This is a genomic window from Salegentibacter flavus, from assembly GCF_900115145.1.
Lineage (GTDB): Bacteria > Bacteroidota > Bacteroidia > Flavobacteriales > Flavobacteriaceae > Salegentibacter > Salegentibacter flavus.
In genome coordinates this window covers 23,017-47,813 of record NZ_FOVL01000001.1, presented here as the reverse complement: position 1 = coordinate 47,813, position 24,797 = coordinate 23,017, and the positions used below count along the sequence as shown (strand labels likewise).

General features: G+C 35.8%; 28 protein-coding genes. 25 read left to right on the top strand and 3 right to left on the bottom strand.

Annotated elements, in window-relative coordinates:
• Window positions 1-85 precede the first annotated feature (85 nt).
• From BM266_RS00250 to BM266_RS00180, 15 genes are all read left to right on the top strand, one after another.
• Window positions 86-1,294: a primase-helicase family protein gene (locus BM266_RS00250; protein ID WP_093404395.1), complete on the top strand. Its 1,209-nt coding sequence runs from the start codon at window positions 86-88 to the stop codon at window positions 1,292-1,294.
• Between the two features lie 306 nt (window positions 1,295-1,600).
• Window positions 1,601-2,455, top strand: a complete 855-nt coding sequence (locus BM266_RS00245) for a toprim domain-containing protein (protein WP_093405279.1) — start codon at window positions 1,601-1,603, stop codon at window positions 2,453-2,455.
• Window positions 2,442-2,975 carry a mobilization protein MbpA gene (mbpA, locus tag BM266_RS17290; protein WP_245760354.1) on the top strand — a complete coding sequence of 178 codons (534 nt, stop codon included), beginning with the start codon at window positions 2,442-2,444 and terminating at the stop codon, window positions 2,973-2,975. The genes BM266_RS00245 and mbpA overlap by 14 nt, the downstream gene beginning before the upstream one ends.
• Window positions 2,972-3,835: a relaxase/mobilization nuclease domain-containing protein gene (locus BM266_RS00235; protein ID WP_093404392.1), complete on the top strand. Its 864-nt coding sequence runs from the start codon at window positions 2,972-2,974 to the stop codon at window positions 3,833-3,835. Before mbpA ends, BM266_RS00235 begins: the two co-directional genes overlap by 4 nt.
• 16 nt (window positions 3,836-3,851) lie before the next feature.
• Window positions 3,852-4,151 (top strand): DUF6730 family protein, encoded by a 300-nt coding sequence (locus BM266_RS00230; RefSeq protein WP_093404389.1) that lies wholly within the window; start codon window positions 3,852-3,854, stop codon window positions 4,149-4,151.
• Window positions 4,152-4,299: 148 nt separating this feature from the next.
• Complete coding sequence (locus tag BM266_RS00225) at window positions 4,300-4,653, top strand: DUF1801 domain-containing protein (RefSeq protein WP_093404386.1); 354 nt, start codon at window positions 4,300-4,302, stop codon at window positions 4,651-4,653.
• A 24-nt stretch (window positions 4,654-4,677) separates the two neighbouring features.
• Window positions 4,678-5,055 (top strand): VOC family protein, encoded by a 378-nt coding sequence (locus BM266_RS00220; protein ID WP_093404384.1) that lies wholly within the window; start codon window positions 4,678-4,680, stop codon window positions 5,053-5,055.
• 120 nt (window positions 5,056-5,175) lie between these two features.
• On the top strand, window positions 5,176-5,466 hold the full coding sequence (locus tag BM266_RS00215) for a hypothetical protein (protein WP_093404381.1): 291 nt from the start codon (window positions 5,176-5,178) through the stop codon (window positions 5,464-5,466).
• 296 nt (window positions 5,467-5,762) lie between these two features.
• Window positions 5,763-6,074 (top strand): acyl-CoA dehydrogenase family protein, encoded by a 312-nt coding sequence (locus tag BM266_RS00210; protein ID WP_245760353.1) that lies wholly within the window; start codon window positions 5,763-5,765, stop codon window positions 6,072-6,074.
• Window positions 6,075-6,169: 95 nt separating this feature from the next.
• Window positions 6,170-6,940 (top strand): outer membrane lipoprotein-sorting protein, encoded by a 771-nt coding sequence (locus BM266_RS00205; RefSeq protein ID WP_093404379.1) that lies wholly within the window; start codon window positions 6,170-6,172, stop codon window positions 6,938-6,940.
• Entirely contained in the window at window positions 6,940-8,160 is a 1,221-nt protein-coding gene (locus tag BM266_RS00200; protein ID WP_093404376.1) for an ABC transporter permease, read from the top strand. Before BM266_RS00205 ends, BM266_RS00200 begins: the two co-directional genes overlap by 1 nt.
• 2 nt (window positions 8,161-8,162) lie before the next feature.
• Window positions 8,163-9,380 (top strand): ABC transporter permease, encoded by a 1,218-nt coding sequence (locus tag BM266_RS00195; protein WP_093404374.1) that lies wholly within the window; start codon window positions 8,163-8,165, stop codon window positions 9,378-9,380.
• A gap of 4 nt (window positions 9,381-9,384) precedes the next feature.
• Entirely contained in the window at window positions 9,385-10,083 is a 699-nt protein-coding gene (locus tag BM266_RS00190) for an ABC transporter ATP-binding protein (RefSeq protein WP_093404371.1), read from the top strand.
• A gap of 5 nt (window positions 10,084-10,088) precedes the next feature.
• Window positions 10,089-11,234, top strand: coding sequence for a hypothetical protein (locus BM266_RS00185; protein WP_093404368.1), 1,146 nt, complete (start codon window positions 10,089-10,091; stop codon window positions 11,232-11,234).
• 177 nt (window positions 11,235-11,411) lie between these two features.
• A complete protein-coding gene (locus BM266_RS00180; protein ID WP_093404366.1) occupies window positions 11,412-11,885 on the top strand; it encodes a hypothetical protein in 474 nt (157 codons plus the stop codon).
• A gap of 260 nt (window positions 11,886-12,145) precedes the next feature.
• On the opposite strand, the gene BM266_RS00175 is transcribed toward BM266_RS00180, so the two are convergent.
• From BM266_RS00175 to BM266_RS00165, 3 genes are all read right to left on the bottom strand, one after another.
• On the bottom strand, window positions 12,146-13,243 hold the full coding sequence (locus BM266_RS00175) for a hypothetical protein (protein ID WP_093404363.1): 1,098 nt from the start codon (window positions 13,241-13,243) through the stop codon (window positions 12,146-12,148).
• A gap of 1 nt (window position 13,244) precedes the next feature.
• Window positions 13,245-14,030 carry an RNA polymerase sigma factor gene (locus tag BM266_RS00170; RefSeq protein WP_093404361.1) on the bottom strand — a complete coding sequence of 262 codons (786 nt, stop codon included), beginning with the start codon at window positions 14,028-14,030 and terminating at the stop codon, window positions 13,245-13,247.
• A gap of 101 nt (window positions 14,031-14,131) precedes the next feature.
• Window positions 14,132-14,311, bottom strand: coding sequence for a hypothetical protein (locus BM266_RS00165; RefSeq protein WP_093404358.1), 180 nt, complete (start codon window positions 14,309-14,311; stop codon window positions 14,132-14,134).
• Window positions 14,312-14,434: 123 nt separating this feature from the next.
• Here BM266_RS00165 and BM266_RS00160 point away from each other — a divergent pair, with 123 nt between their 5' ends.
• From BM266_RS00160 to BM266_RS00115, 10 genes are all read left to right on the top strand, one after another.
• Entirely contained in the window at window positions 14,435-14,824 is a 390-nt protein-coding gene (locus BM266_RS00160) for a helix-turn-helix domain-containing protein (RefSeq protein WP_093404354.1), read from the top strand.
• A gap of 239 nt (window positions 14,825-15,063) precedes the next feature.
• Window positions 15,064-16,044 carry a hypothetical protein gene (locus tag BM266_RS00155; protein ID WP_093404351.1) on the top strand — a complete coding sequence of 327 codons (981 nt, stop codon included), beginning with the start codon at window positions 15,064-15,066 and terminating at the stop codon, window positions 16,042-16,044.
• A 155-nt stretch (window positions 16,045-16,199) separates the two neighbouring features.
• Complete coding sequence (locus BM266_RS00150; RefSeq protein ID WP_093404349.1) at window positions 16,200-16,415, top strand: hypothetical protein; 216 nt, start codon at window positions 16,200-16,202, stop codon at window positions 16,413-16,415.
• A gap of 40 nt (window positions 16,416-16,455) precedes the next feature.
• A complete protein-coding gene (locus BM266_RS00145; RefSeq protein ID WP_093404347.1) occupies window positions 16,456-17,190 on the top strand; it encodes a hypothetical protein in 735 nt (244 codons plus the stop codon).
• A gap of 346 nt (window positions 17,191-17,536) precedes the next feature.
• Window positions 17,537-20,725, top strand: coding sequence for an Eco57I restriction-modification methylase domain-containing protein (locus tag BM266_RS00140; RefSeq protein ID WP_093404344.1), 3,189 nt, complete (start codon window positions 17,537-17,539; stop codon window positions 20,723-20,725).
• 70 nt (window positions 20,726-20,795) lie between these two features.
• The gene (locus tag BM266_RS00135; RefSeq protein WP_093404342.1) at window positions 20,796-21,872 is read left to right on the top strand and encodes a DUF262 domain-containing protein; all 1,077 of its coding nucleotides are present in this window, start codon (window positions 20,796-20,798) and stop codon (window positions 21,870-21,872) included.
• On the top strand, window positions 21,872-22,336 hold the full coding sequence (locus BM266_RS00130) for a HEPN domain-containing protein (RefSeq protein ID WP_093404339.1): 465 nt from the start codon (window positions 21,872-21,874) through the stop codon (window positions 22,334-22,336). The genes BM266_RS00135 and BM266_RS00130 overlap by 1 nt, the downstream gene beginning before the upstream one ends.
• A gap of 179 nt (window positions 22,337-22,515) precedes the next feature.
• Window positions 22,516-22,863: a hypothetical protein gene (locus BM266_RS00125; RefSeq protein ID WP_139220578.1), complete on the top strand. Its 348-nt coding sequence runs from the start codon at window positions 22,516-22,518 to the stop codon at window positions 22,861-22,863.
• A gap of 99 nt (window positions 22,864-22,962) precedes the next feature.
• The gene (locus BM266_RS00120; protein WP_093404334.1) at window positions 22,963-23,442 is read left to right on the top strand and encodes a hypothetical protein; all 480 of its coding nucleotides are present in this window, start codon (window positions 22,963-22,965) and stop codon (window positions 23,440-23,442) included.
• Window positions 23,443-23,595: 153 nt separating this feature from the next.
• On the top strand, window positions 23,596-24,714 hold the full coding sequence (locus tag BM266_RS00115; RefSeq protein WP_093404331.1) for a DUF4268 domain-containing protein: 1,119 nt from the start codon (window positions 23,596-23,598) through the stop codon (window positions 24,712-24,714).
• Window positions 24,715-24,797: the final 83 nt, after the last annotated feature.

Genomic DNA, 24,797 nt, shown 5'->3' with positions numbered 1-24,797 from the left:
GTATTTTATATTCATTTTTTAATTCATTTTTGTAAATTTATTTAACTATTAACCAGTTATTATAGCTAATGATTTAATTTCATCAATGAAGAATCCGAACTCATATATCAGAGTTGGAACTCAGTATTACAAATTGGTAAAAACACCCAGTATTTCAGGCCAGGTAAATGAATCCCTGGTTTCCTGGAATATTGAGACCATTAGACAAGATCATGGTAAAACCTATCTGGCCGCAATTCCAAAATTCGATGGCTTTACCTGTATTCCTGATCATATAAACTTTAAATATTCACATTATAACTTCTATAATACCTATGCCCCACTTAGCCATAAATTAGAAGAAGGGAATTGCCTAGTATCCCTGGAATTCGTCCGCCATATCTTTGGCGATCACTATGAGTTGGGCCTGGATTACCTGCAGCTTTTATTTATAAAACCTATCCAGATCCTCCCCATCCTTTGCCTGGTCTCCAGAGAACGCTCTACCGGAAAAAGCACTTTTCTGAAGTGGTTAAAGCTCATATTCGAAAACAACCTTACCTACCTCACCAATGATAGCTTTACCAGTCAGTTTAATTCCGATTGGGCCAATAAATTGCTGATCTGTATTGATGAAGTGCTATTCAATAAAGAAGAGCTTACCGAAAGAATCAAATATCTAAGTACCACCAATATCAATAAGCTTGAGGCCAAAGGAAAAGATAAACGTGAAGTGGAGTTCTTCGGAAAGTTTGTCCTGTGCAGCAATAACGAAGAGAATTTTATTAAAATCGATCATCACGAAACACGGTTTTGGGTCATCAAAGTCCCTTGTATCAAAAAGGAACATACTGACTTTTTAGAAACTCTGAGAGCAGAAATCCCGGCTTTCCTGTTTTACCTGAAAAATCGAAAACTATCAACTAGCCACCAAACCCGGATGTGGTTTTCTGCTGAACAAATAGAAACACCTGCATTACGCAAACTGGTTCAGCATAATAAAAACCGGATTGAAAAAGAGCTAGCCAATATTCTATTAATGGTCATGGAAAATCACGACCTGGAAGAGGTCAACATTTGTCCTATGGATGCCCTGAATGCCATAGGTAAAACCAGGCTTCGCACCGATCTTACACAAATACGAAAAATACTAAAGAAGGACTGGAAGCTAGAGAGCCAGCCCAATTCTCATAAGTATCAAAAGTTCACCATTTGGGGTGATGGAAGCACCACTTTCACAGATGGCAAAGGGCGCTATTTCACTATAAATAAAATGTTTCTGACAGAAAATTTTCCAGAGCAGCAACCTGGCTGAATTAGGGCTCCCGAAGGAAAAAATGATGAACTGATGACAAAATGATGCCGGAGAATCGCCAGTGTTTACAGGGGCTCCCGTGCGCTGTCATCATCTCATCAAAATGAAGGCTGCTTTTGAAAGAAAAGGGTTTTAATTCCTTCTATTTTTTGATGATTGATGACAGAATAAGATTAGACCAGTGATAGCAAGGGTTTAGGCTGTCATCAAAATGTCATCAAACTGTCATCAAAAACTAATGATGCCGAAAATGAGATAGGAATTCAAAATCACAAACAGAACTAATACTATTTAAAAAAAATGCTGATGAAAAAAGAAAGATTAAGCTGTGAAAAAGCCCGCAACATTTGCATCGTCAAAAGCCTCGCAAAGTTGGGGCACTTTCCCAGCCGCACAACGGAAAAAGAAGCCTGGTTTCTGAGTCCCCTACGGTCAGAAACACAGGCCTCTTTTAAGGTTTCTAAAATACGCAACAGCTGGTATGACTTCGGAATAGGAAAAGGAGGGAATCTAATTGATCTGGTATGCCTTATGAACGACTGTGAGGTTAAAGAGGCTTTACAATTATTACAGCAAGATACAGTAACCCCCTATTTCAATCCACCCAAAAAACAGCATTTAAAAAAAAGAAAAATTCAAATTACAGCTGTGGAACCTCTGAGTCATGCTGCATTAATAAATTATTTAAAATCCAGGAGAATTCCCGTTAAAATAGCACTGCGGTATTGTTATCAAGTTCGGTACCGTTGGAAGGACAAGCAATATTTTGCCATTGGCCTTGAGAATCATAAAGGCGGTTGGGAACTCAGAAATAAATACTTTAAAAATTCAAGTAGCCCAAAAACCTTTTCCTTTTTTGAAAGAGGATCTAAACAGCTACTTATAACGGAAGGGATGTTTGATTTTCTTTCCCTGGCTTCTATGGATAAGGAGCTGGTCAAGAAGTCAGATGCTGTTGTCCTGAATTCTTTAGCTTTTATTGAAAAGATAAAATTATTGATTCCGAAATATAAACAGGTACTTCTCTACCTGGATAATGATCCTGCAGGAATAAAAGCCACCGGGATGCTTTTAAACCTTTACCCCAATATCACCGATAAAAGTGATTCTTATAAGCCTTATGAAGACCTGAATGAAAAATTAAAAAATGAAAGGCTCTGAAGAATTTAATAACAAAGATGATCTTCAGAAAAAAATAAAACCTGATGATCAATATTTCCTTCCAATACCTCTGGAGAGTCAGCAACATGAGGTTTCTACAGAGGATTCCAGGGAAGTAAAAACTTCAGAATCCGGTAGGAATTTGGAAGGCAATTCAAGATGTGTGTCTGTGGACACAATCTTGATTACTCCCGGTGGTCGCAATAAAAAAAAGATGTTTAAGGGGAAAAGTGAGCTGGTGAAATTCAGATGCACGATTTATGAAAAAAAGCTCCTTAAGATCAAAGCTAAACACAGCGGAATTACCATTAGTGATTATTGTAGAAGAGCGGTTTTTGAAAAGGAGATCAAAGAGCGACTTTCTGATGATCATATTGAGATCTATAAAACCCTGTTGAAGTTTCATAACAACTTTAAATCCATCGGGAATATGTTCCGAAGGAAAGATCCTAAGCTGGCCAAAGAGGTTTATGCTCTTGCCAATACTATTAAATCTAAACTTAAAGACTTTAAAAGATGATCGGTAAAGGCAAATCCATTTCCCACACCCGGGCTTCAATGTCATATGGTTGGAACCAGGAGAAGGATGCTAAGATAGTTTACTCTCAAAATATTATAGGGGAGACTCCTAAAGAGGTGGCCGAAGAATTCAGGTTTATCCAGGAGCTAAATCAGAATTGTGAGAAGAATACGCTCTCCTTTGTGATTAGCCCCACCATCGATGATGGGAAATACCTCCAGAAGAAAGATTTATCGAAGATATGTGAGGATTTCATGAAGGAGATGAATCTAAAAGATCGCCAGGCGATTGCTTTTGTTCATCAGGATAAATCCCATAAACATATTCATCTGTATGTTAACCGCATTGATTTTCAAGGTCAGGCCTACAAGGATAGTTTTATAGGAAAACGAAGTCAGCAGGCTGCAGAGAAAGTAGCGGAAAAAATGCAGCTAACTACGGTGAAACAGGTGCAGTGGGAGAAAGAACATAACCTCCTGGCCATTAGAACGGAGATTAAGAGACGGCACGACTTAACGATAAGGCAGTTTAAGCCACGTACTTTCCCCGCCTATATTAAAGCAATGGAAACCAACGGGGTTAAGGTTATTCCTTCGATCAATAAAGCGAATAAACTTCAGGGGTTTAGGTTTGAGTTTGATAATTATAACCTGAAAGGAAGTGAGATACACCGTTCGATGACCGGGGGTAATATTGGAAAAAGCCTGGCTTCAGAGAAAAGTATGTCCAGCTTCCTTAAAGAAAATACTCAGCTCAACCTGGCCGGGAAAACGGTAGAGCTTTCTACCGGGATGGTTAAAGCTATAGCAAAACAAATAATTAAGAAAACAATCTCAAAAGGTCTGGATATGGGAATGTGATAATAAATTAAAAGTTATGACCAAATTAGAACAACTTAGTGAATTGCTGGTTGCAGAAATCAGCCAGTTTGAAAAAACGGTGGAAAAACTGGAGAAAATTCAACAGCAAAAAATTGCAATAGATACCAGGGCGACCGAACTGTTATTTAAAAAGCATGAAGAAAAGGTGAAAGAAGCCCTGGAGCATCACTCCAGAGAAATGAAAGACCTTAAATTATACCTGCAAAATGCAAAAGCCTATCCCGTCTGGGCTTTAATCCTGTTTTGTAGTTCACTAATAGTTAATGGAATCTTGATCTATGTGTTTTTTACTTAACCAGTAAAATTCGAAATAAAATTATTCTTTTAATTCCCTAGAATAGAAATACTTCATGTATCCCCTTTAAAAATTAATAAAAAGGTATTTTAGTCTCTATATAACGAGTTGGCATTCATTAAAAACGAAAAATCGACAAGTAACTTCAATGAAAAAATCTGAAAATGAAAAAGTTCAAAAATTTTTGGGCGAAATAAAGTTAATCGATGCTGAAAAATCTGATACTCTCATTGAAATACGCGAAATCATTTTTACTCATTTCCCAAAAACTGACGAAAGGATAATGTATGGTGGCATTGTATTCTTTCTAAATGATGAAATGTTTAGTGGATTATTCTTAAACAAGAAACATATCACCCTTGAATTTTCTAAAGGATTCCTAATGGAAGATCCTAACAGAACCCTTGAAGGAAAAGGTAAATACCGAAGACACCTTAAAATATTTACAAAAGAGGATATCTTAAGCAAAGGAGTTTCCTTCCTTGTAAAACAAGCAGTATAAATTGACTTAAAAACCTGAAAAAATATGGATTCACTTTCACCGAACATTTTTGTTAACGACATAGACAAGACGATTGATTTTTATAAAACCCTAGGATTTAAAGTTGCTATGACCGTTCCTGATGAAGGCAACTTTGTATGGGTGATGATGACTTGCGGGAAAGTTAATTTTATGTTTCAAACATTCGAGAGTTTGGGTTCAGAATTACCAGAAATATCAAGACAAAATGGAGGTTCATTATTGCTGTACATCCAAATAAAAGAAATCAGACAATTTCACGATAAAATAAAAGACAAAGTGAAAATCATAAAAGGACTTGAGAAAACATTTTATGGTGCAACAGAATTTTCGATTTTGGACAATAATGGATATATATTGACTTTCGCAGAAAATGAAGAATAAATAACGAAATGCCAACAGCGTGTGTATCCAACTTATGGAGAAACAGAAGATTTTTTGTTGTTTTTTAAAGTTTGTCAGACTGTCTAGGGATATTGTTTAATTTTCAAAGGAATAAATAAAATGAAAAATTCAAAAAATATGAATGCAGAAACCTTTAAAGGTGCGGGTTACGTCATCGGAGCGATTATTGGATTTGCCGCAGCTATTACAGCATTTGTTATCACAGAAAATATTGCCATATCGATACCATTACTTGTGGGACTCGCTATTCCGTTAGGGATGGCTATTGAGCAAAAATTTCAGGTTCAGGCCAGAGAGAAAGACACACGTAGGAGGAAATTATGGTTTACACTCCTTGCGGTTGGCATCTTGTTGTTTGTCTCAATTGTTTTAATTACAAAATTCATATAGTGCATCCGTCTAAGCAAAGAGAGAGATTAAAATGGATTACTGGTTGCAATGAATAAACATTAGGGGATATTGCAAAAAATAATTTTTTATTTATTCCAAGAATAGTCTTCAAAAGAAAGGTTTATCTCGGGAGATTATTTTCTAATCTTATTCTGCATATAATCACGAATTACCGTGTATGAATGAAAAACCATTATCTCATCTTCCAACCTGATACTGGAAAATGGTCATTTCTAAAGATACAGCTTTAAAAAACCGATTGCTGCATTCCAAAACACACAATTTAAACTTGCCGAATGCGCTACACAATTACAGGTTCACCAGGCTTTTTTAGATCGCTGTACATTATTATAAAACATCAACTAACTGCTGAAAGTGCTTCAATGGCGAAATATTCAGCAACAGAAATGCACAATAAAGTAGTTAATGAATGCCTGCAGTTATTTGGAGGTTATGGTTATATGTGGGATTATCCAATTGCACGCATGTACGCAGATAATAGATTTGCCAGAATTTATGCCGGAACCAATGAAATAATGAAATTATTGATTGCACGAGGTTTGTTTAAGGAATTATTCAAACAATTGAAGGCTGAAAGAAAAGAATAAAGCAGAATGAATTATAGTTATTCTTAAAGATTATAGTGCTATTTGAGTGATAATTATCATTCTTTTTAATAATAAGGTCAGTTAACTTTAACTTTATGAAAACCTCACTATTCCTAAAATTGACGTTGAGTATTATGGTTTTCATAGTGCCATTCTTGACCGTATATGGTCAACAAGAGCTCTCTGCAAAAGACATTGTCAAGAAGGCAGATGAGAACATGCGTGGTAAAACCTCCCAGGCAGATATTACCATCAAGATCATAAGACCTACCTGGAGCCGGGAAATGCATATAAAAGCCTGGAGCAAGGGAGATGATTATTCCATGATTTTAGTTACAAGTCCCGCGAAAGAAAAGGGCACTGTTTTTTTAAAGCGAGTAAAAGAAGTATGGAACTGGATCCCGTCTATTGAGCGCAATATCAAATTGCCGCCCTCTATGATGTCTCAAAGCTGGATGGGGACTGACTTTACCAATGACGACCTGGTAAGGGAAGCTTCTTCAGTATCAGATTATGATCATACACTGCTGGGAAAAGAAACTATTTCCGGTAAAGAATGCTATAAAATTCAAATGATCCCTAAACCTTCAGCAGCCATTGTATGGGAAAAGGTAATCGTTTGGATAGATACGGTTGATTTTTTACAGTTAAAAGCTGAATTCTACGATGAGGATGGGGAACTGGTAAATATTATGAGGTCCAGTGATATCAAAGAAATGGGAGGGAGAAAAATAACTTCAAAAATAGAAATGTTCCCGGTTGATAAAGAAGGAAACAGTACGGTGATCATTTACAATGATATTGTTTTTGACGATCCTATTAAAGATAATTTCTTCACCACAAGAAATATGAAACAGTTAAAGTGATGTTATTAAAACTGGCCTGGTTAAATATCTGGCGTAATAAACGCAGAACGATCATCACCGCGACCTCTGTATTTTTCGCGGTGTTGCTGGCCATTACTTTTCGGTCCTTAACCGATGGCATCTATGATAATATGATCCATAACGTGGTGAGTTATTCAACCGGTTACCTGCAGATCCAACAGACAGGCTATTGGGATGAGCAATCTATTGATAACACATTTGAGGAGGATGAAAATTTGTATCAGGAGTTGCTTAAAAATCCGAATGTAGAGAATATTATCCCCCGTTTACAAAGCTTTGCCCTGGCATCTTATACAGATAAAACAAAGGGCGTTCTTGTTTTAGGAATAGACCCGGACAAAGAAAAAGGGGTCAATAATCTTCACGAAAAGATCACTGAGGGGAAATTCATAGAAGCTCCCAATGAAAATGCGGTTGTTTTAGGGGAAGGTTTGGCCTCTAAGCTCAAATTAGGAATAAATGACACCCTGGTGCTTTTGGGCCAGGGTTATCATGCAAGCAGTGCCGCAGCGAAGTACAGGGTGAAAGGCCTGGTGAAATTAGGAGCTATAGATTTGAATAACAGTGTGGTGTATATTCCACTCAAGCAGGCACAATATATGTATGGCGCGGAAGATCGCTTATCATCGGTGTCTATCATGCCCAATAAAACAACAGATCTGCAAGGCTTGAAAAGATCTATACAAGAAACAATAGATCCGGAGAAATATGAGGTAATGACCTGGAAAGAAATGCTGTCTGAACTTGACCAGTTTATAGAAGCCGATAAAACAGGACATTTTATCATTATTGCTGTCCTGTATATTATTATCTCCTTCGGATTATTTGGCACCTTGCTAATGATGCTTTTTGAAAGAAAACACGAACTGGGAATCCTGATTGCCATAGGAATGAAAAAGCATTTACTGGCCATTATCCTTTTGCTGGAATCTGTAATGATCTCATTGATTGGATGCTTTGCCGGTATCATTGGAGGAATTCTGGTCGTAAAATGGTTCACCATATATCCAATTCGTTTAACCGGCGAAATAGAGCAGGTATATGAAGATTATGGCATTGAATCCATTCTATACTTTTCCAGTGAGGAGAAGATTTTTATTGTTCAGACTTTAATTGTTTTGGTCTTATCTATCCTATTGGCTTTTTACCCGGGCTATAAAGTGATGAGATTAAAACCTGTTGAAGCCATAAATAGTTAGTCATGTTGTTTCAGATTGCTTGGCGGAATATATGGAGGAACACCTCCCGAAGCTTAGTGGTGGTAAGCTCAATCATTATTGGAATATGGGCAGGAATCTTTATTCTGTCTTTTTCCTGGGGCTTGTATAAGAACAATATCAACGAATCTGTTTATAAGCAATTATCCCATATTCAAATACACAATCCGGACTTTAAACAGGAAAATGACCCTAAATTCACGATACCGAATTCCGATTCGATCTTAAAACAATTAGAGTCTGATAACCGAATTGCATCCGTAAGTTCCCGGGTTATTGCAACCGGGATGATAACATCTACAACCACTGCCAGTGGTGTAACCATATACGGGATCAATCCGGTTTCAGAAACTAACCAGATAGGATTAGACCAAAACCTTATTGAAGGCGTATATTTTGGATCCGGCAAGGACAATGAAATCCTGATTGGCCAGAAACTGGCTAAAAAACATAAGCTGAAACTTAAAAGCAAAGTGGTATTAACCTTTACCAATGTGAACTCTGAAATAGTTTCAGCAGCTTTCAGGGTTGGAGGGATTTACAGATCTAAGAACATTTCTTTAGATGAAGTGAATGTGTATGTAAAGCAGGAGCATTTACGGGAGTTGCTAGATTTAAAGCCTTCTGAGACGAATGAAATAGCCATTTTAATAAAAGATGAAGAACAACTGGACAGCATTACAAATTATAGCAAAACGCTGGTTCCTAATGCGAAGGTCGAAGACTGGAGACAGCTAGCTCCTGAACTGGACCTTATTATAGAATCCTTCAACCTGTATACCTATATCATTAGCGGGCTCATTTTGCTTGCTCTAACCTTTGGTATAGTAAACACGATGTTAATGTCTGTATTAGAGCGAATTAGAGAACTAGGGATGTTGATGGCAATTGGCTTAAACAAGCGGAAGATATTTTTCATGATCATGCTGGAAACCATTTATTTAACACTGATGGGTTGTCCCATTGGTCTGCTCATGGGCTGGTTAACAGTGACCATATTAGGAAGAACAGGAATAGATATTTCTATGTTTTCTGAAGGCCTGGCATCCTATGGTTTCAGTTCAATGATCTATCCGGCCTTAGACCAGGAAAAATATATGATTATCGTGACCATGTGCCTTATCACGGCCATATTATCGGCAATTTATCCTGCCTATAAAGCCCTGCAATTAAATCCTTCTGAAGCAATACGTAAAATTTAAAGTGATGGCAAAGACAATTATAGACGCGCATAATGTGACTAAAACATATAACCCGGAGAAAGTGCCGGTTTACGCGGTTCAGGATGTACACGTACATATAGAGGAGGGGGAGTTTGTCGCCCTGGTTGGCCCTTCAGGATCAGGTAAATCTACATTACTGAATATGATGGGTGGCCTGGATGAACCCACAAAAGGAAGTGTAATCATAGACGGTGTTGAATTAACCGAACTTTCAGAGAACAAATTAATAGATTTCAGACTGCACAATATTGGCTTTGTATTTCAGGCGTTTAATCTGATCCCGGTGCTTACTGCAAAAGAAAATGTGGGTTTTGTATTGCAATTGCAGCATATGCCCAAAAAAGAGCGCGAAAAAAGGGTATTAAGCTTACTGGAAGAAGTAGATCTTGAGGATAAGATAGATAGTAAGCCAGGAGAACTTTCGGGCGGACAGCAACAACGAATTGCCGTTGCCAGAGCATTGGCTTCAAAACCAAAAATAATACTGGCAGATGAACCTACGGCAAACCTGGACTCCAAATCGGCTGCTAATTTACTGAACATTATGGCCAAACTTAACAAAGAAGAGAATATCACTTTTTTGTTTTCTACCCATGACCAGAGAGTGATCAAAAAAGCTAGACGCGTAATAACACTGGTTGATGGTAAGGTAGATTCAGATGTACAACAAACGCCCACCTGATCGCCATGAAAAGGTTTTTGCTAACATATCTGTTACTATTTACCTTAACTATATATGCTCAGGAAAAGGAGGAAAAGCTATTTCTTACCGGTTATATTAAGAACCTGCACGAATTTAGTTTTGTAGACAGACTGGAACAGTTGCAGTGGACAACGCTTTTACACAACAGATTGAATTTTAAATATATCCCTTCAAATTCACTCACAGCAAGGTTAGAAGTCAGGAACAGAGTCTTTTACGGTGACAATGTTCAGAATATACCCGGTTTTTCGGGATACATTTCGCAGGACAATGGTATTGCAGATCTTTCCTGGAATATAATTGACAACAGAGACCTTCTTTTTAATTCCACCATAGACAGGGCTTTAATTAATTACACCAATGGCGACTGGGATATTACTGTAGGAAGACAGCGCGTTAACTGGGGGATGAATTTGATCTGGAATCCCAATGATATCTTCAATACCTATAATTTTTTAGATTTTGATTATGAGGAACGACCAGGCAGTGATGCGATAAGAGTTCAATATTATACAGGTGATTTTAGTAAGATTGAAGTCGCTGCCAAAAAAGGAAAAAGCGCCGATGATAAAATAATTGCGGCAATGTATAAGTTTAATAAGGCTTCTTATGATATACAGCTGATCACGGGCGTTTACAAAAAGGACTGGGTAATTGGAGCCGGTTGGGCTGGAAACTTAAAAGAAGCTGGTTTTAAAGGAGAGATCTCATATTTTGTTCCTTATGAGGGGTATTTGGATTCAGAAAATGTGTTGAGCAGCTCGGTATCTGTAGATTATGGTTTTAAAGAAGGATTGTACATATACGGTTCGGTTCTTTATAACAGTAGTGCCGAGAGTTCGTCTGGCAACGTAGAAAACTTGTTGTATACCAGTTTAAGCGCGAAAAATTTAATGCCATTTAAATATTCAGGTTTTCTGCAACTGGCAAATGAATTCACCCCAATTTTCAGATGGGCATTTAGCAGTATTTACTCACCAACCAGGCATTCAGCAATTATAATACCAAGCCTGGATTATTCTGTCGCCACAAACTGGGATCTTAATTTCACAGGGCAGTCTTTCTTTGAATTTGAAGATTATCAGACATTAGGGAATATTCTATTTGTGAGACTTCGCTGGAGTTTTTGAGGTAGGGGAAGCTTTCACCTTGGTTCCAATTAATAAAGAACTATTTGAAGGTTTAAGAGGTACACCACCTTGGAATACTATAAACATTGAGTTTCTAGATGAATGTTTAGAAATAGAAGCTTACATTCCAATACAGAATGATTATAAAAATATGGAGTTTCACAAAAAGAAGATGCAATGAAAAAAATAATTTTAAGTACAATCATCTTATTGATGGCTATATGTCAAACGATAGCCCAGGACAGTATTCAAAAGCCAAATGAAATTGTATCCTTTCTTGAGGGCAAATGGCATAATTACTCCATTCTTGTTTCATCCAACCAAGCCGTTTCAAAGCAGGATTACAAAGAAACAATGCATATTAAAAATGACTCCACACTGACTATAACGGCCCATGATTTTAAAGACGGAAAAGATTTAACCAAAGAAATGCTCCTGATTATTCATGGAGACAAGATCATAATGCAGCAAGGTGATTTTAAAGCTAGCGGTAAACGCGAAGGAAATGTTTACTATCTCAAAGGAACCTTTGAAGATAAAGAGTATAGATTCAGGCTTTACACAATGGGTGATAAATATATTTTCCATAATGAAGTATGGGCAGATGGAAAAATTGAAATGATAAATATGTCATATCTTGAAAGAGAGTAGTAGTTTGATAAGCTATATAAAAATGTATAACCCTAAAACTATGCATACAACATTAAACACCAGTTATTACATATCGATCGAACTAAAAAGATTATAAAATGAGTAAGCAATATTTTTATAGACAAACTAACAGCTTTGCTTTAGCAAATAATCCAATGCAAAAATAAGTGAGCCCACGCGTTGTATATGCTCTTCGCATTTAGTGAGTGTGATTATCGACCTCACCTTACGGGTGTACAAGCACCCTCGTAATTATTTCCTCAATCTATTATAAGTTCAATGCCTGCTTTTTCGGCCTTGTACTTTATTTTAGTCATTAAATCATAATAGCTCCAGTTTCTCAGTACAAATTCCTCCTCTTTGGCTATCCCGATCTTGTCCTGCTGATTTAATAGAATTAGCGTCCCGGCCTGGTGTTTAATGCAAAAGTTGATTAACCTCCTGCTGTATACGTGGATGCGATGATGTACATAATTACGCTCCGTATTACAAAACTTGGTTACTGCTTTTGTTTTTCTTTTGCGCCCTTTGCCTGATCTGGAATAGGTTGCTCCAACCCGTGCTCTTTTACAGGCTGCTTGTATCGCTAACCTTCGGTGTAAAAACTCTTCCCTGGTGCCAATGCTAAGTTTGGCTTTACCGGTTTTCACTACAATGGGATATTCCAGAGACAAAGAAGCCTCCGCGATTACTTCCGGTTTTAGGCTTTGCTTTTCTTTTTCAATTTCAAAAACCGGAAGCCAGAAGATTTTGCCATCTTTCAATTTGATATGGGAAGTACAAAGCTTGATTTCCCCTTGTACTACTCGCTGCAACAACTTTGGTTTGTCTGTATAATCTGTTCCTAAATAAGTTCGAAATGGTATTTGAAATAAACGAAAACAAAAGACCTTTTTCTCTTCATTATAGGATAATCCGCTGATGCCCTCCAGGCTAAACGGAAAAGCCATGTCCCTCCTGAAGTTCTTTAGTGAGCGTTCGCCTCTCCAGTATTCCGGCCTGTTTTTATTGAAGGAAGAAATTAAAGTCCTGTTCAGGTTTGACAATATGTTTGTAGGGATTTCACCTTTAAAGCGATCTGATACCACCCGGTAGGTGGTATTGATTCGGGAGCGTTGCAAGATTCCGTCCTCGTCTTTTTTTTCATCAGCCAATTTATACTTTATCCCCTCTGATAAATAAAAAAATTCTTTGATCATTTCCTGCACATAGAGATGGGAAACGATAAGATTGGCGGCTCTGAAGCAGCGGTTCTGCCACTGGTAAAGTTTATCCAGGGCCTCCTTTCTTTCTTCTTTGGTAGGCAGGTCCACCACTAGCTGAATCTTTCGTGTGAGTTTTAGCGTAGCCTTTTCCATATTAAGCCGATTGTGGTTGCTGTTGGTGTTTCTCCTGCATGAGTTTATATGCGGCCATAAACTCACTGTGTACTTCCTTTTGTGATAGGTTAAGCGCTGCAGCAATGGAAGCAAAAGAATAATTCTTTTCACATCGTAATTTCAACACCTTTTCCTGTTCTGCAGTCATTTCACCCTGGACCTTTATTGCTGTAGCAGGTTCCTCTTTCATTTCAAGCGTGTCTCCCTGATTGATAATGTTCTTGATATCCTGGATAGCCCTCTTTACTTCTTTGCTGGTTTCGGTGATGCTTGTTCCCATCACCTCTGAAATAGCTTTATACTGAAAGCCATATTTCAAACAAAGTTCTATTAAATGTTTTCTTTCTGAAGTCAATAATGGCAATACGCATTTAATCCTATCAAAGGCCTTTTGTTGGGTCTCGTGGTCTTTTCGGTGTTGAAGATCATTATTGGGATCATAGCCGGCTAAATAATCCTGGTAGTTCTCATAACTTTCCAGGGAATTGACGCTGCTGAAAAATTTATTTTTAGGTCGGGTATAATATGTATAGCATTCCCTTTTCATCACCATTCGTAAAAAAAAGAAAATATGCTTAGGGGTTTCTATGTGATCACGATGAATCCATAATTTTAAAAAGGTATCCTGAACCAGAGTTTCCACGGCAAAATCATCATCCAGAATTTGCCGGCCCACCCAGAAAATATTGCGGTGATACTTGGTATAGATAAGTTCGAGACCATCAGGATGGCCTTGTTGTAACAATTTGAAAATATGCTGTAACATAATATGCCCTATTAATTTTTATAGTGATTTAAATAACTATTTGTTAAATCTAAGCCCAGACCTTTCTTTTACGACGCCAAATTGTAATCGTTGATGAATTTTTATTTATCTGAATTCAATGCCTTTTCTACTTGCTCCAGTTTTGTGTTATACTCTGCTATTAATTCATCTGCATAAATGGGGGTTCTATCACCTCTAAGACAATATCTTATGTAACGTGGAGTTACCTCATATTTACAAGCAAGGGCTCTAACTACGCTGGTGTTATAAGTTTTCTTCATAAATTACGTAAGTTTGTCTTTTGACTAATTTGTTCCTGTATTTGGAACAAAACCAAATATATAAACATTTTGTTTACAAAACAATAGATTTCGGTATTTTTATAAACATTTCGTTTACTTTTTATGAATAAATCTAAAATGCTTGACCAGATAAAGGATAATTATGGATTTAAAAAGGATGCAGAATTAGCAGAATTTTTAGAGATCACCAGACAAACTTTATCTAATTGGAAATCAAGAAATTCCTTTGATGCTGAATTATTGTATTCGAAATGTCCAGAACTGAATCCCGCCTGGCTATTAACCGGTGATGGTCAAATGTTACAAAAAGATTCAACTGATTCAATTAATAAAGAAACTGATCCAGAAGTTCTGCGGGAGAAATTAGTTAATCTTCTAAAGCAATTAGATGCTTTGGAAAAGGCAAATAACGCTTTAGAAGACGCCAATGAATCCTTAAAAGAGACTAAATCAATACTGCAGAAACGTATTGCAGAGCTGGAAGGCAAATAAAAAGCTAGAGCTCACACTAACCGATCCCGAAAGCTATTTAATTTAGATTACCTCTGAAAATTGATTTATCCCTTGTCAAACCAACCATAACTTTCTCTTTTTACTTTTTTCCGTAATTTCCTCTTATCTTAATGGTTTATATTTAGCAAAACTGAGTTTATCCCAGGATTTTTATTTTTAAAAAGCTAGATTATGTGGTATATAACGAGTTGTGAGGCTTTTAAAAAAGACTTCAAGTAATGAAAAAAGACAATTCAAAATGGAAAGACTTTCTCTTAAAATCGAGTTTGCCTTTAGAATATGAAGTCAAACAAAAATTAAAAGATCTTGGTTTCTGGACCGAATATGATTTTTCCTATTTAAGAAACAATGAAAACAACGTTCTAACGGAGTTCTCATACGACATAGATGCTACCAAGGAAATTGGAAACCATAGTTTCGAGTTAATGATTGAATGTAAATTTCGGGACGACTCAACCAATTGGCTTTTTCTACCAGAAAAATATAACGATAGTGACAGGGGAATCGGAATGAACAGTTTCTTGAATACTAATGATTTTTTCTATAAGTATGATTATCCTGACTTTTTTAAAGTCTTAGGGTTTAAGGAAACAGCTAAACTTTGTTCAAAGGGGATTGAGATAAATTCCACTGGACAAAACCCAAAAACTATAACCCAAGCCGTATCTCAATTGAGCTTTGCATTAATTGAAAAAGCAATCTCAGCTTTTAAGAAACAAATTGAGCATAGCGAATTGGATGGACATTTTATCTATCATCATATACCTATCATTGTAACAACTGCGAATTTATATAGATTGAAAAATGATATTTCCATTTCGGATATCAGAAGCTCCACAGACATTATTCAGGTCGCGGAAAAAGAAAAGATGGTTTTAATGGAACCTCCTTTAAGTGTCGCTAGACGAGAATATGCCTTGCAAAAACTTGCAGAATTTGAAAAAAAGTTTTCCAGGGATAAACTTAATAGAATGATGAATTCTCAACTCAAAAAGAATAGTCGAGACTATGAATTCCATAGAAATCATCTTGCAAACTATCCGGAAGGAGTTCTGGTAATTCACCATTCCTCTGACCACAATAATTTTGAACCTCTTTTAGAGACTTTAGAAGAAATCAATAGACCAAAAAAAGAAACTATTGAACGATTGGACAAGGAATTTAAAACGAAAATTCCTGCCTTAAATGCATTCAGATAATAAAGAAAAACGGCTCAAGACATTGCATAAAAAGCAATGCTTAAACCTGTCTCAAATCGAAGTCTGTGCTCACTTGCAATGCCTGATTGTCTTACGGACAATCACGCTTGCCAGCTCGCGCTATTTTTATATGAGACGTTGACAACAATTACAAAATGAACGTAGAACATCAAAAGATTTTAAACTTACTAAGTGCTTATTTAGAGAAAAATTCCCAATTACGATTTACTCAAGCACTATTTAATTTAAATATTAATCAGAAACCAGAATCGTCTGATCCTTTCAGTGGTGTGTTGAGAGATAATTATGGAGATAAAGATTCTTCAGTATTGCAACGAATTCTTGACCAGTTGGACCAGTTTGAAGAATAAAAAATTTATAATCAGATATTAATCATTTAAATACCATTTAATGTTTAACAAACCCTTTCTTGACCTTACCCAATTCGCCCACACCAAAACACAGGAAAAATTCTACAACAGCAATTCAATAGATGCAAATCCTTATTTTATTGGGTTTGGGAATCCTGATTCAGACATACTTTTTATCGGACAGGAGATGGCGATTGATCCAGTAAAACATCCAGTTACTCTTGAAATGGAATCTTACCGCAATCCAGAACATTGGAACACTATAATTGAGGAGAAAATTTCAGATAAAAATTATTCCTTTAAAGGCAAGAATGGATTTTTAAATCCTCGAAGACCATACGACATTAAGGCAACTGGAACTTGGCAATCATATGAAAAATTAGTGAAAAAAATATCGGATTTGAATCTTAACAAGAACTTGGAATTTTTTCAGCACTGTTTTATAACTGAGTTAAATACAACGACTTCAAAAAGACAAATGGGGTTTAAAGATTGTGATGAAAGGGAAATCTTAATTAAAAACCAATTCTATAAAAGTTTCCCTATTACAATATTAGCTACAGGTTCTTACGTCAAAAAGGAAAAAATTGAAAATTTATTTAATGTAAAACATTCCAAAGAAAATTCAGATTCACAGAGATATAAAAAGTTTGAAGTATACTATAGTCAGAATAAAGAGAGAATTTTAATAAACACAAGACAGTTGAGTCAATTTTACTTTAGCGGAGAAGAGAAGAATCTTTACTTTCAGAAAATTGCAGACAAGGTGAAGTAACTGTTGCCAATCGAGTAGACGGCTCCGCCGTTAATTGACGGAGTGCGCCTCTCACACCATATAGCAGTTGATTTTTATAATAGGTGAAACTTTCAATTAACTATAAAGTAATGAGATTATGTAAGTAGGATAGGGAATAAGACCATACTTTACTATCTTAAAAATTTATTAAATTATTATATTGCCAGTTAAAGTAGCTACCCCTACCTCGCTGTCTTATAACATCTATTTCTCCGGGATGAAAAAACTATTTATTAGGAACTTCAGTTTACACCATCTTGTTTTGGTGATCAATCTGATGACCTCTTTCGGAAAAATTCTATTCAGACCCCCTAACTAACCAAATATGAGTCTATTTCAGAACTCTGTTCTCAATAAATACCTGAAAGCATTAGATAACGAAAAGATCGAACGAGCATACGAGCTCTTTTCAGCGCATTTCCATAATCCGGTGATCCAGGAGAATATCAGGAGCTCCAAAGAAGAACAATACCAGGGAGAATTCCTTATCGACCTCTTTGTGAATGCCTTGGGCTATGTCAAAAATCCCACGCCCGATTTCAACCTCACCACCGAACTCAAAAACATCAAAGGTTCAAAAAAGACCGACGGCGCTATTATAGACGGCAAAAAAGCCCTGGCGGTGATCGAACTCAAAGGTACCGGCACTGCCGACCTCAGCAAGGTGGAAACTCAGGCCTTTGGCTACAAAAATAATCAGCCGGGTTGTAATTATGTGATCACTTCCAACTTTGAAAAGCTTCGGTTTTATATCGATAACGCGGTGGATTTTGAGGAATTTAACCTTTTTCAGCTAACCAAAGAACGCTTCGAAGTGCTGTGGCTCTGCCTTTCAGCCGACTATCTTTTAAAAGAAATTCCGAAGAAGATCAAAAATGAATCCTTAACCCAGGAGGAAAACATCACCCGGCAACTCTATAAGGATTACGCGCTTTTCAGAAATGAGATTTTTAATAGTATTCATAGTGAAAATCCGCAATATGACAAGCTGATCTTATTCAAGAAAACGCAGAAATTACTGGACCGTTTTCTCTTCATTTTCTTTGCTGAAGACCGGCTCCTGCTGCCACCAAATTCAATAAGGTCTATTCTGAAACAATGGACAGATCTCAAGGAGAAATATGATGAATATTTTCCGCTTTATGAAAGGTTCCGGAAGTATTTCGGCTATATGAATACCGGCCATAAAGGGCATCAACACGAGATCTTTGCCTATAACGGCGGACTCTTCGCCCCCGATGAGGTACTGGATAACATTAAGATTGATGACGATCTGCTTTACAAGCACACCCTCAAGCTCAGCAATTATGATTTTGAGTCTGAAGTGAGTGTGAACATCCTGGGCCATATCTTTGAACATTCGCTGAATGATATTGATGAGATCCAGGCTGAAATTCAGGGGGAAGTCACCGACAAGTCCAAAAGCAAACGTAAAAAAGACGGGGTTTTCTATACGCCCAAGTACATCACAAAATACATAGTAGATAATACTGTAGGCAAGCTCTGTGAAGAGAAGAAGGCCGAACTTGACCTGCAAGAAGCCGACTATGAAAAGGAACGTAAAGGCCGTAAGAAAGCCACGCTAAAAAAACTAACTGAAAAACTGGAAGATTACCGCAGCTGGCTCCTGCAACTCACCATTTGCGATCCCGCCTGTGGTAGTGGTGCTTTTTTAAACCAGGCCCTGGAGTTTCTCATTGCCGAACACGGCTACATAGATGAACTGCAGGCCAAACTCTTTGGCGATGCGATGGTGATGAGCGAGGTGGAAAACGCCATCCTGGAAAACAATATTTACGGGGTAGATATCAACGGGGAAAGCGTGGAGATCGCCAAACTCTCGCTCTGGCTGCGCACCGCTCAGAAAGGTCGGAAATTAACATCCCTCAACAACAACATCAAAACCGGGAACAGCCTCATAGACGATCCCGAAGTAGCCGGAGAAAAAGCCTTTAACTGGCAACAGGAATTCCCCGAAGTCTTTGCCAAAGGTGGCTTTGATGTGGTGATTGGAAATCCGCCTTATTTGAGAATACAGGGTTTAATTGATGCATACCCAGCTTTGGTGAATTTCTACGATTTAAATTTTCGGGCTGCTACCGGCAATTATGATATTTATACTCTTTTTATTGAAAAATCAGTATCATTTATTAATGTTAAAGGGATTATCACATTTATATTACCTCATAAATTTCTAATCACAGATTTTGGTAAAGGAATTAGAAGTTTTTTATTAGAAAATAATGCTGTTAAAGAATTAGTTCATTTCGGATCAGAATTAGTCTTTCAGGACGCCACAACGTATACCTGCATTATCACCCTTTCGAAAGAATCTAAGACTTATTTTGATTTTAAACAGGTGGCACCAAAAGATCTCTTCAGTGATAATTCTTCAAGTAAAATATATTTTAAAAAACTAACTGAAGGACAATGGATCCTTAATGATGGAAACACTAGTCTAATCTTAGAAAAACTTAAAAAACAGCCTCTCAGATTAAATAATGTATTTGACAGGTTTGTACAAGGAATTATTACGGGAAAAGATGCTGTTTTTTGTGTAAAAGGAGAATTTAATGGTAATCATTTGAAAGTTGAATCACTGAATGGGAAAGTTTTTTTACTTGAAGAAGAAATTCTAAAACCGCACCTGAGAGGGGAAGATGTGAGCAAGTATAAAAAACTTGTTAATAATGAATGGCTAATCTTTCCATATCAAATTATTGGAGGAAAAGCAGAACTGTATAGTCCCTCTGAAATGTTAGAAAAGTTTCCGAATGCGATGGAATACTTAAAACAATTTGAATCGATTTTAAGACAAAGGGAAAAAGGCAAATTTAATAATGAAAATTGGTATCAATTTAGTCGAAACCAAGCCATATCAGTTCTTGACCAACCTAAAATTATTACTCCTGAAGTTTGTTTTGGGGGTAGTATGACTTTAGATCTCAATAATTTTTATCATAACAGTAAGTGCCATACATTACTTTTAAATAAAAATTCAAGTTATTCACTCATCACTATTTTACCTATACTTAATAGTAAGTTATTCTGGTTTTATTTATCCAATACCGGGAATGTGTTAAGGGGTGGATACATAGGGGTAAAAAGAAAAGTATTAGAACCTTTCCCTGTACCATTGGCAACTTCCATTAATCCCTTATTAATGGGCAATTTTTCTAACACTGCTCTTGACGTTAATGCTAAATTACAACAGCAAGTCACAGAATTTTTAGAATTACTTCAATCAAAATTTCAAATCGAAAAATTTAGTAAGAACCTCCAGTCCTGGTATATCCTCGATTTTAAAGGATTTTTAAAGGAGCTTAAAAAAGTGAAAGTAAAACTTAGCCTTAGCGAAGAAGCTGAATGGATGCAATATTTTAATGATCAAAAACAAAAAGCCCAATACCTAAAAGCCGAAATAGACAAAACCGACCGCAAAATAGACCAGATGGTATATGAGCTCTACGGCTTGACGGAAGAGGAAATAAGGATCGTTGAAGAGGCGGTGTAATCAAGATAAAGGATTGTAGGATCCTGGTATATTTAGGGTATTAAAACGAATTAGGTATAATTTTAAATGTATGAATGATATAAATTTAGAACAACCTTTACTTTTCAATTTTGATGACGAAACTGAAAATGAAAGTATTGATTTCAGATATGTAATAACTAGTTATGGAGCTGATTACCCCATAGATAGTTTAATGAAACGAATAAAAGATAAGGTAATTTTTATTCCTCCCTTTCAAAGACAGTATGTTTGGAGTATAAATGAAGCTTCCAAATTTATAGAATCTTTAATATTAGGTCTCCCTGTTCCAGGAATATTTCTATCGAAAGAAAAAGATACTAATAGATTACTTGTGGTTGATGGTCAGCAACGATTAATGAGTTTATATTATTTCTATACAGGCTATTTTCAACAAACTCCTTTTAAATTGCAAAATGTCCAAGACGATTTACTTGGCAGAACATATAATACATTAAAAGCTCCTGATAGATTAAGGTTGGATGATTCAATTATTCACGCAACAATAGTTCGACAAGATGAGCCTGATGAAGATGAAAGTAGTGTTTACCAAATTTTTGAAAGATTAAATTCTGGAGGTAGAGATTTAAAGCCTCAAGAAATTCGAGCTTGTATTTATTATGGCGAATTCAATGAATTACTAAATGATTTAGTAGGCCAGCATTCTTGGAGGTCAATTTTTGGAAAAAAACCTGATCAAAGATTAAAAGAGCAAGAACTCATTTTAAGGTTTTTTTCACTTCTATATGATCGGGAACATTATGAAAAACCATTGAAAGGTTTTCTAAATTCGTTTATGTCAAAACACCAAAATTTAGATAAAATCCCAAAAGAGGATTTTATTCAAACATTTACTTCAACTTATGATTTTATAACAAAGTCGATTGGAAATAAGCCTTTTAGAATAAAAAGAAATTTAAATCTAGGAGCTTTTGATGCCATTTCTATTGGAGTTGCAGAAAGATTAAAATCTGGAGATATAGAAAATAGGGCTGAGTTTGTCGAAGCTTATAATGATTTGGTAGCCAATAAGGATTTTATCTCAATTGTTCAAGGAGGGACATCTGATGAAAAAAATGTTGAGTCACGTATTGATTTAGCCATTAAAGCCTTTAAAGACCTGAAATAATGAGTTTTTATAAGCTTAAAATTTATGAAAAGCAATTAGATCAATTATTTTCCGAAGTTTCCCAAATTGAAGATGGTGAAATTAATAAGGCTCATCTTTCAAGATATTTATGTGTTAGAACTTCTGGATATTTAGAAAATGTGGTTCGAATTTTAATTGCGAATTTCTGTGATGGATCCTCTCCACAACCAGTGAAAAATTATATTGGTAAAAGGACAAAGTACATTACAAATTTAGATTTCAAAAGATTGAAAAATTTATTATCCGAATTCAATTCGGAATGGAGTAATGAATTTGAAGAGAAGGTTTCTGACCAGCAGAAAAGCTCAATGAATTCAGTAATTTCCAACAGAAATAATATTGCCCACGGGAATCAAGATAGTATAACTTATCTTGATATGGCTAGATATTATGGTGATATTAAAGAGGTAAGTAAAATATTAGTAGATATTATTAAAAAATAATATAAATATTTATAACCATCATAGTTTATAGGTCGTTGGAGGATGATTGGGAAATTGATGTTTTATCAATTAAGTACTGAAAATTTATGAATATGCAATTTTATGATATACTAAAATTGGCCGGGGTGCTTTTTATACCTCTGGCAGGTCTGATTTATGTTCTATTTAAATTTTGGATAATGAAAGAAATCCAATATTCCATAAAACATACTTATGACCGCCAATTGGAGGATTACAAGAATATAATAAGTACTAGGACAAAAGCAGCTTTAATAGCAGAAGTAATGGCGGAATGGTTGTCCTTTCCTGAAGATCATAAGCATTTAAATAAATTAAGCTTTGAAGCGTTTTTATGGCTGCCAAAGGGTATAGCTGAAGATTTAAGTGATTTGCTTAATCATAAACCAACTGCTAAATCCACGAGAGAAATCCTTGGAGCAGTTCGTATTCATCTATTAGGAGAAGAACAAAAAATAGATCCAAATGACATAATTCATTTTCCTAATAAGAAAACCGATAATAGCTAATTTGATTTATTGGTGTGAAATGATCAAGCCGGCGCCTTGAACTTCAAGTTATATGATTTGAAACCAGCGTAGATTAAAAATTTTTAAATTAATTAAGTTATGAAATCTTATTCCAAATTTTTTTTATTTTTTTTATTGATTATTACCCTGAATACATTCGCACAGCAAAAAAGTTATAACCATTGGGAGCAAGAAATAGCTACTGATGATTTTGGTGATTTCAAGAATTACGAATATTATTATGGTGCATATGAAGCGCCTGATTACCAAGTTCAAGCTGCATTGGAGTTAACTCCTGACTACTTAAGAATTTATAGAATGGATTCTGACGGAAGTTTAATAAGATTTAAAACAGGAAACACCATAAAAATAAAAGATGAGTCCGGCGATATAACTACTTCAAAAGAAGGATTAAAAACCGAACAAGGTGGAATTAATTTTGACTCCTATTCTACGATTTATAATATTATTAAAAGTTCAAAAGACCAAAGGCTTAAAATTGCAATTTATGATAACTATGATAGACTTGTTAGTTCGTTTGCAATATGGTCGATTCAACCTGACTGGTATAGAAATTAATTCTCTAATGAATAAATTTCCCTTCCTTTTAACCAAATATTCTGTTTCATTTTTAAACAAGTGTAAAAATTAAACCGGTGAGACGGCTCCCTCGCTTCGCACTAGATAATCTATATTTATAAAGTTAAAATTTGAGCCTCTAATTACAAGAAAATGTACTTAATCGACAAAAATAGTAACCGAATAACCAAACTTAAACAAAAGACTTTCACTGAATTAAGATTTAGAGAAAGGGATCATTTACAAGAATGGATCGCAAATAACCCGGCATCTCTTGGTGAGGAATTATTAATAATTCAGAAAGAGTTTTGTGGTTTTACAGAAACAAATGAAAGGCTTGATCTATTGGCCTTGGATAAACTTGGCAACATCGTAGTAATCGAGAATAAACTAGATGATTCCGGAAAAGATGTCACCTGGCAGGCCATTAAATATGCTTCGTATTGTGCCAGTTTGACCAAACAGGATATTATTAAAATTTATCAGGACTATTTAGGCTCATCTGCAATTGCACAGGATAAGTTATGTGATTTCTTTGAGGGAAAAGATATAAGCGAAATTGTATTAAATCAAGGCTTAAATTCCCAGCGATTAATTTTGGTAGCGGCAAACTTTAGAAAAGAAGTAACTTCATCTGTTCTATGGTTATTGAACTTTAAAATCCGTCTTCAATGTTTTAAGGTCACTCCATTCGAGTATGATGAACAACTATTCTTAAATGTAGAACAGATTCTACCCACGAAGGAAACAGAAGATTTTGCCATCAGTATTTCCACCAAAGCCCAGGAAGAAATTGAGGTGCAGGAAACATTAAAAAACAGGCATCACGTCAGATTAAAATTCTGGGAGAACTTCATTAATTATAGCAATTCAAAGAATAACCTTTTCTCCAACAATTCCCCCTCAAAAGAGAGTTGGATTGGTAAAGGGATTGGGATGAGTGGCGTTAGCTTAAATTTAGTAGTAAGTAGTAATTACTGCAGAAGTGAGATTGTTTTTAATCGCGGTAGCAAAGAGGAGAATAAAGAACTATTTGATTTCATTTACAAGATGAAGGACCAAATTGAAGCTGATTATGGAGGTGAATTGACCTGGGAAAGAATGGATGAAAACGTTACTTGTCGTATCAAAGATCAATTAGATGGTTTAAGCTATTTTGAAGAAACTGATTGGCCTACTATCAATGAATTCTTAATAGATTCTTCAGTAAGAATGGAGAACGCTTTTAAAGAACCAATTAGAAAATTAAACCTCTATTCTAAAAATAGATAGGAACGACTAGAAATACGTGTAATAATATTAATTGAAAACTTCTTGAATGTCCTTTAAAAGGTATTTAGAGATTAAAGTGTAAT

What these genes read in the sequence shown, in the direction of transcription:
- BM266_RS00250 (WP_093404395.1), top strand. Translation starts at nt 86, where the DNA reads ATGAAGAATCCGAACTCATATATCAGAGTTGGAACTCAGTATTACAAA.
- BM266_RS00245 (WP_093405279.1), top strand. Translation starts at nt 1,601, where the DNA reads ATGAAAAAAGAAAGATTAAGCTGTGAAAAAGCCCGCAACATTTGCATC.
- mbpA (WP_245760354.1), top strand. Translation starts at nt 2,442, where the DNA reads ATGAAAGGCTCTGAAGAATTTAATAACAAAGATGATCTTCAGAAAAAA.
- BM266_RS00235 (WP_093404392.1), top strand. Translation starts at nt 2,972, where the DNA reads ATGATCGGTAAAGGCAAATCCATTTCCCACACCCGGGCTTCAATGTCA.
- BM266_RS00230 (WP_093404389.1), top strand. Translation starts at nt 3,852, where the DNA reads ATGACCAAATTAGAACAACTTAGTGAATTGCTGGTTGCAGAAATCAGC.
- BM266_RS00225 (WP_093404386.1), top strand. Translation starts at nt 4,300, where the DNA reads ATGAAAAAATCTGAAAATGAAAAAGTTCAAAAATTTTTGGGCGAAATA.
- BM266_RS00220 (WP_093404384.1), top strand. Translation starts at nt 4,678, where the DNA reads ATGGATTCACTTTCACCGAACATTTTTGTTAACGACATAGACAAGACG.
- BM266_RS00215 (WP_093404381.1), top strand. Translation starts at nt 5,176, where the DNA reads ATGAAAAATTCAAAAAATATGAATGCAGAAACCTTTAAAGGTGCGGGT.
- BM266_RS00210 (WP_245760353.1), top strand. Translation starts at nt 5,763, where the DNA reads ATGCGCTACACAATTACAGGTTCACCAGGCTTTTTTAGATCGCTGTAC.
- BM266_RS00205 (WP_093404379.1), top strand. Translation starts at nt 6,170, where the DNA reads ATGAAAACCTCACTATTCCTAAAATTGACGTTGAGTATTATGGTTTTC.
- BM266_RS00200 (WP_093404376.1), top strand. Translation starts at nt 6,940, where the DNA reads ATGTTATTAAAACTGGCCTGGTTAAATATCTGGCGTAATAAACGCAGA.
- BM266_RS00195 (WP_093404374.1), top strand. Translation starts at nt 8,163, where the DNA reads ATGTTGTTTCAGATTGCTTGGCGGAATATATGGAGGAACACCTCCCGA.
- BM266_RS00190 (WP_093404371.1), top strand. Translation starts at nt 9,385, where the DNA reads ATGGCAAAGACAATTATAGACGCGCATAATGTGACTAAAACATATAAC.
- BM266_RS00185 (WP_093404368.1), top strand. Translation starts at nt 10,089, where the DNA reads ATGAAAAGGTTTTTGCTAACATATCTGTTACTATTTACCTTAACTATA.
- BM266_RS00180 (WP_093404366.1), top strand. Translation starts at nt 11,412, where the DNA reads ATGAAAAAAATAATTTTAAGTACAATCATCTTATTGATGGCTATATGT.
- BM266_RS00175 (WP_093404363.1), bottom strand. Translation starts at nt 13,243, where the DNA reads ATGGAAAAGGCTACGCTAAAACTCACACGAAAGATTCAGCTAGTGGTG.
- BM266_RS00170 (WP_093404361.1), bottom strand. Translation starts at nt 14,030, where the DNA reads ATGTTACAGCATATTTTCAAATTGTTACAACAAGGCCATCCTGATGGT.
- BM266_RS00165 (WP_093404358.1), bottom strand. Translation starts at nt 14,311, where the DNA reads ATGAAGAAAACTTATAACACCAGCGTAGTTAGAGCCCTTGCTTGTAAA.
- BM266_RS00160 (WP_093404354.1), top strand. Translation starts at nt 14,435, where the DNA reads ATGAATAAATCTAAAATGCTTGACCAGATAAAGGATAATTATGGATTT.
- BM266_RS00155 (WP_093404351.1), top strand. Translation starts at nt 15,064, where the DNA reads ATGAAAAAAGACAATTCAAAATGGAAAGACTTTCTCTTAAAATCGAGT.
- BM266_RS00150 (WP_093404349.1), top strand. Translation starts at nt 16,200, where the DNA reads ATGAACGTAGAACATCAAAAGATTTTAAACTTACTAAGTGCTTATTTA.
- BM266_RS00145 (WP_093404347.1), top strand. Translation starts at nt 16,456, where the DNA reads ATGTTTAACAAACCCTTTCTTGACCTTACCCAATTCGCCCACACCAAA.
- BM266_RS00140 (WP_093404344.1), top strand. Translation starts at nt 17,537, where the DNA reads ATGAGTCTATTTCAGAACTCTGTTCTCAATAAATACCTGAAAGCATTA.
- BM266_RS00135 (WP_093404342.1), top strand. Translation starts at nt 20,796, where the DNA reads ATGAATGATATAAATTTAGAACAACCTTTACTTTTCAATTTTGATGAC.
- BM266_RS00130 (WP_093404339.1), top strand. Translation starts at nt 21,872, where the DNA reads ATGAGTTTTTATAAGCTTAAAATTTATGAAAAGCAATTAGATCAATTA.
- BM266_RS00125 (WP_139220578.1), top strand. Translation starts at nt 22,516, where the DNA reads ATGAAAGAAATCCAATATTCCATAAAACATACTTATGACCGCCAATTG.
- BM266_RS00120 (WP_093404334.1), top strand. Translation starts at nt 22,963, where the DNA reads ATGAAATCTTATTCCAAATTTTTTTTATTTTTTTTATTGATTATTACC.
- BM266_RS00115 (WP_093404331.1), top strand. Translation starts at nt 23,596, where the DNA reads ATGTACTTAATCGACAAAAATAGTAACCGAATAACCAAACTTAAACAA.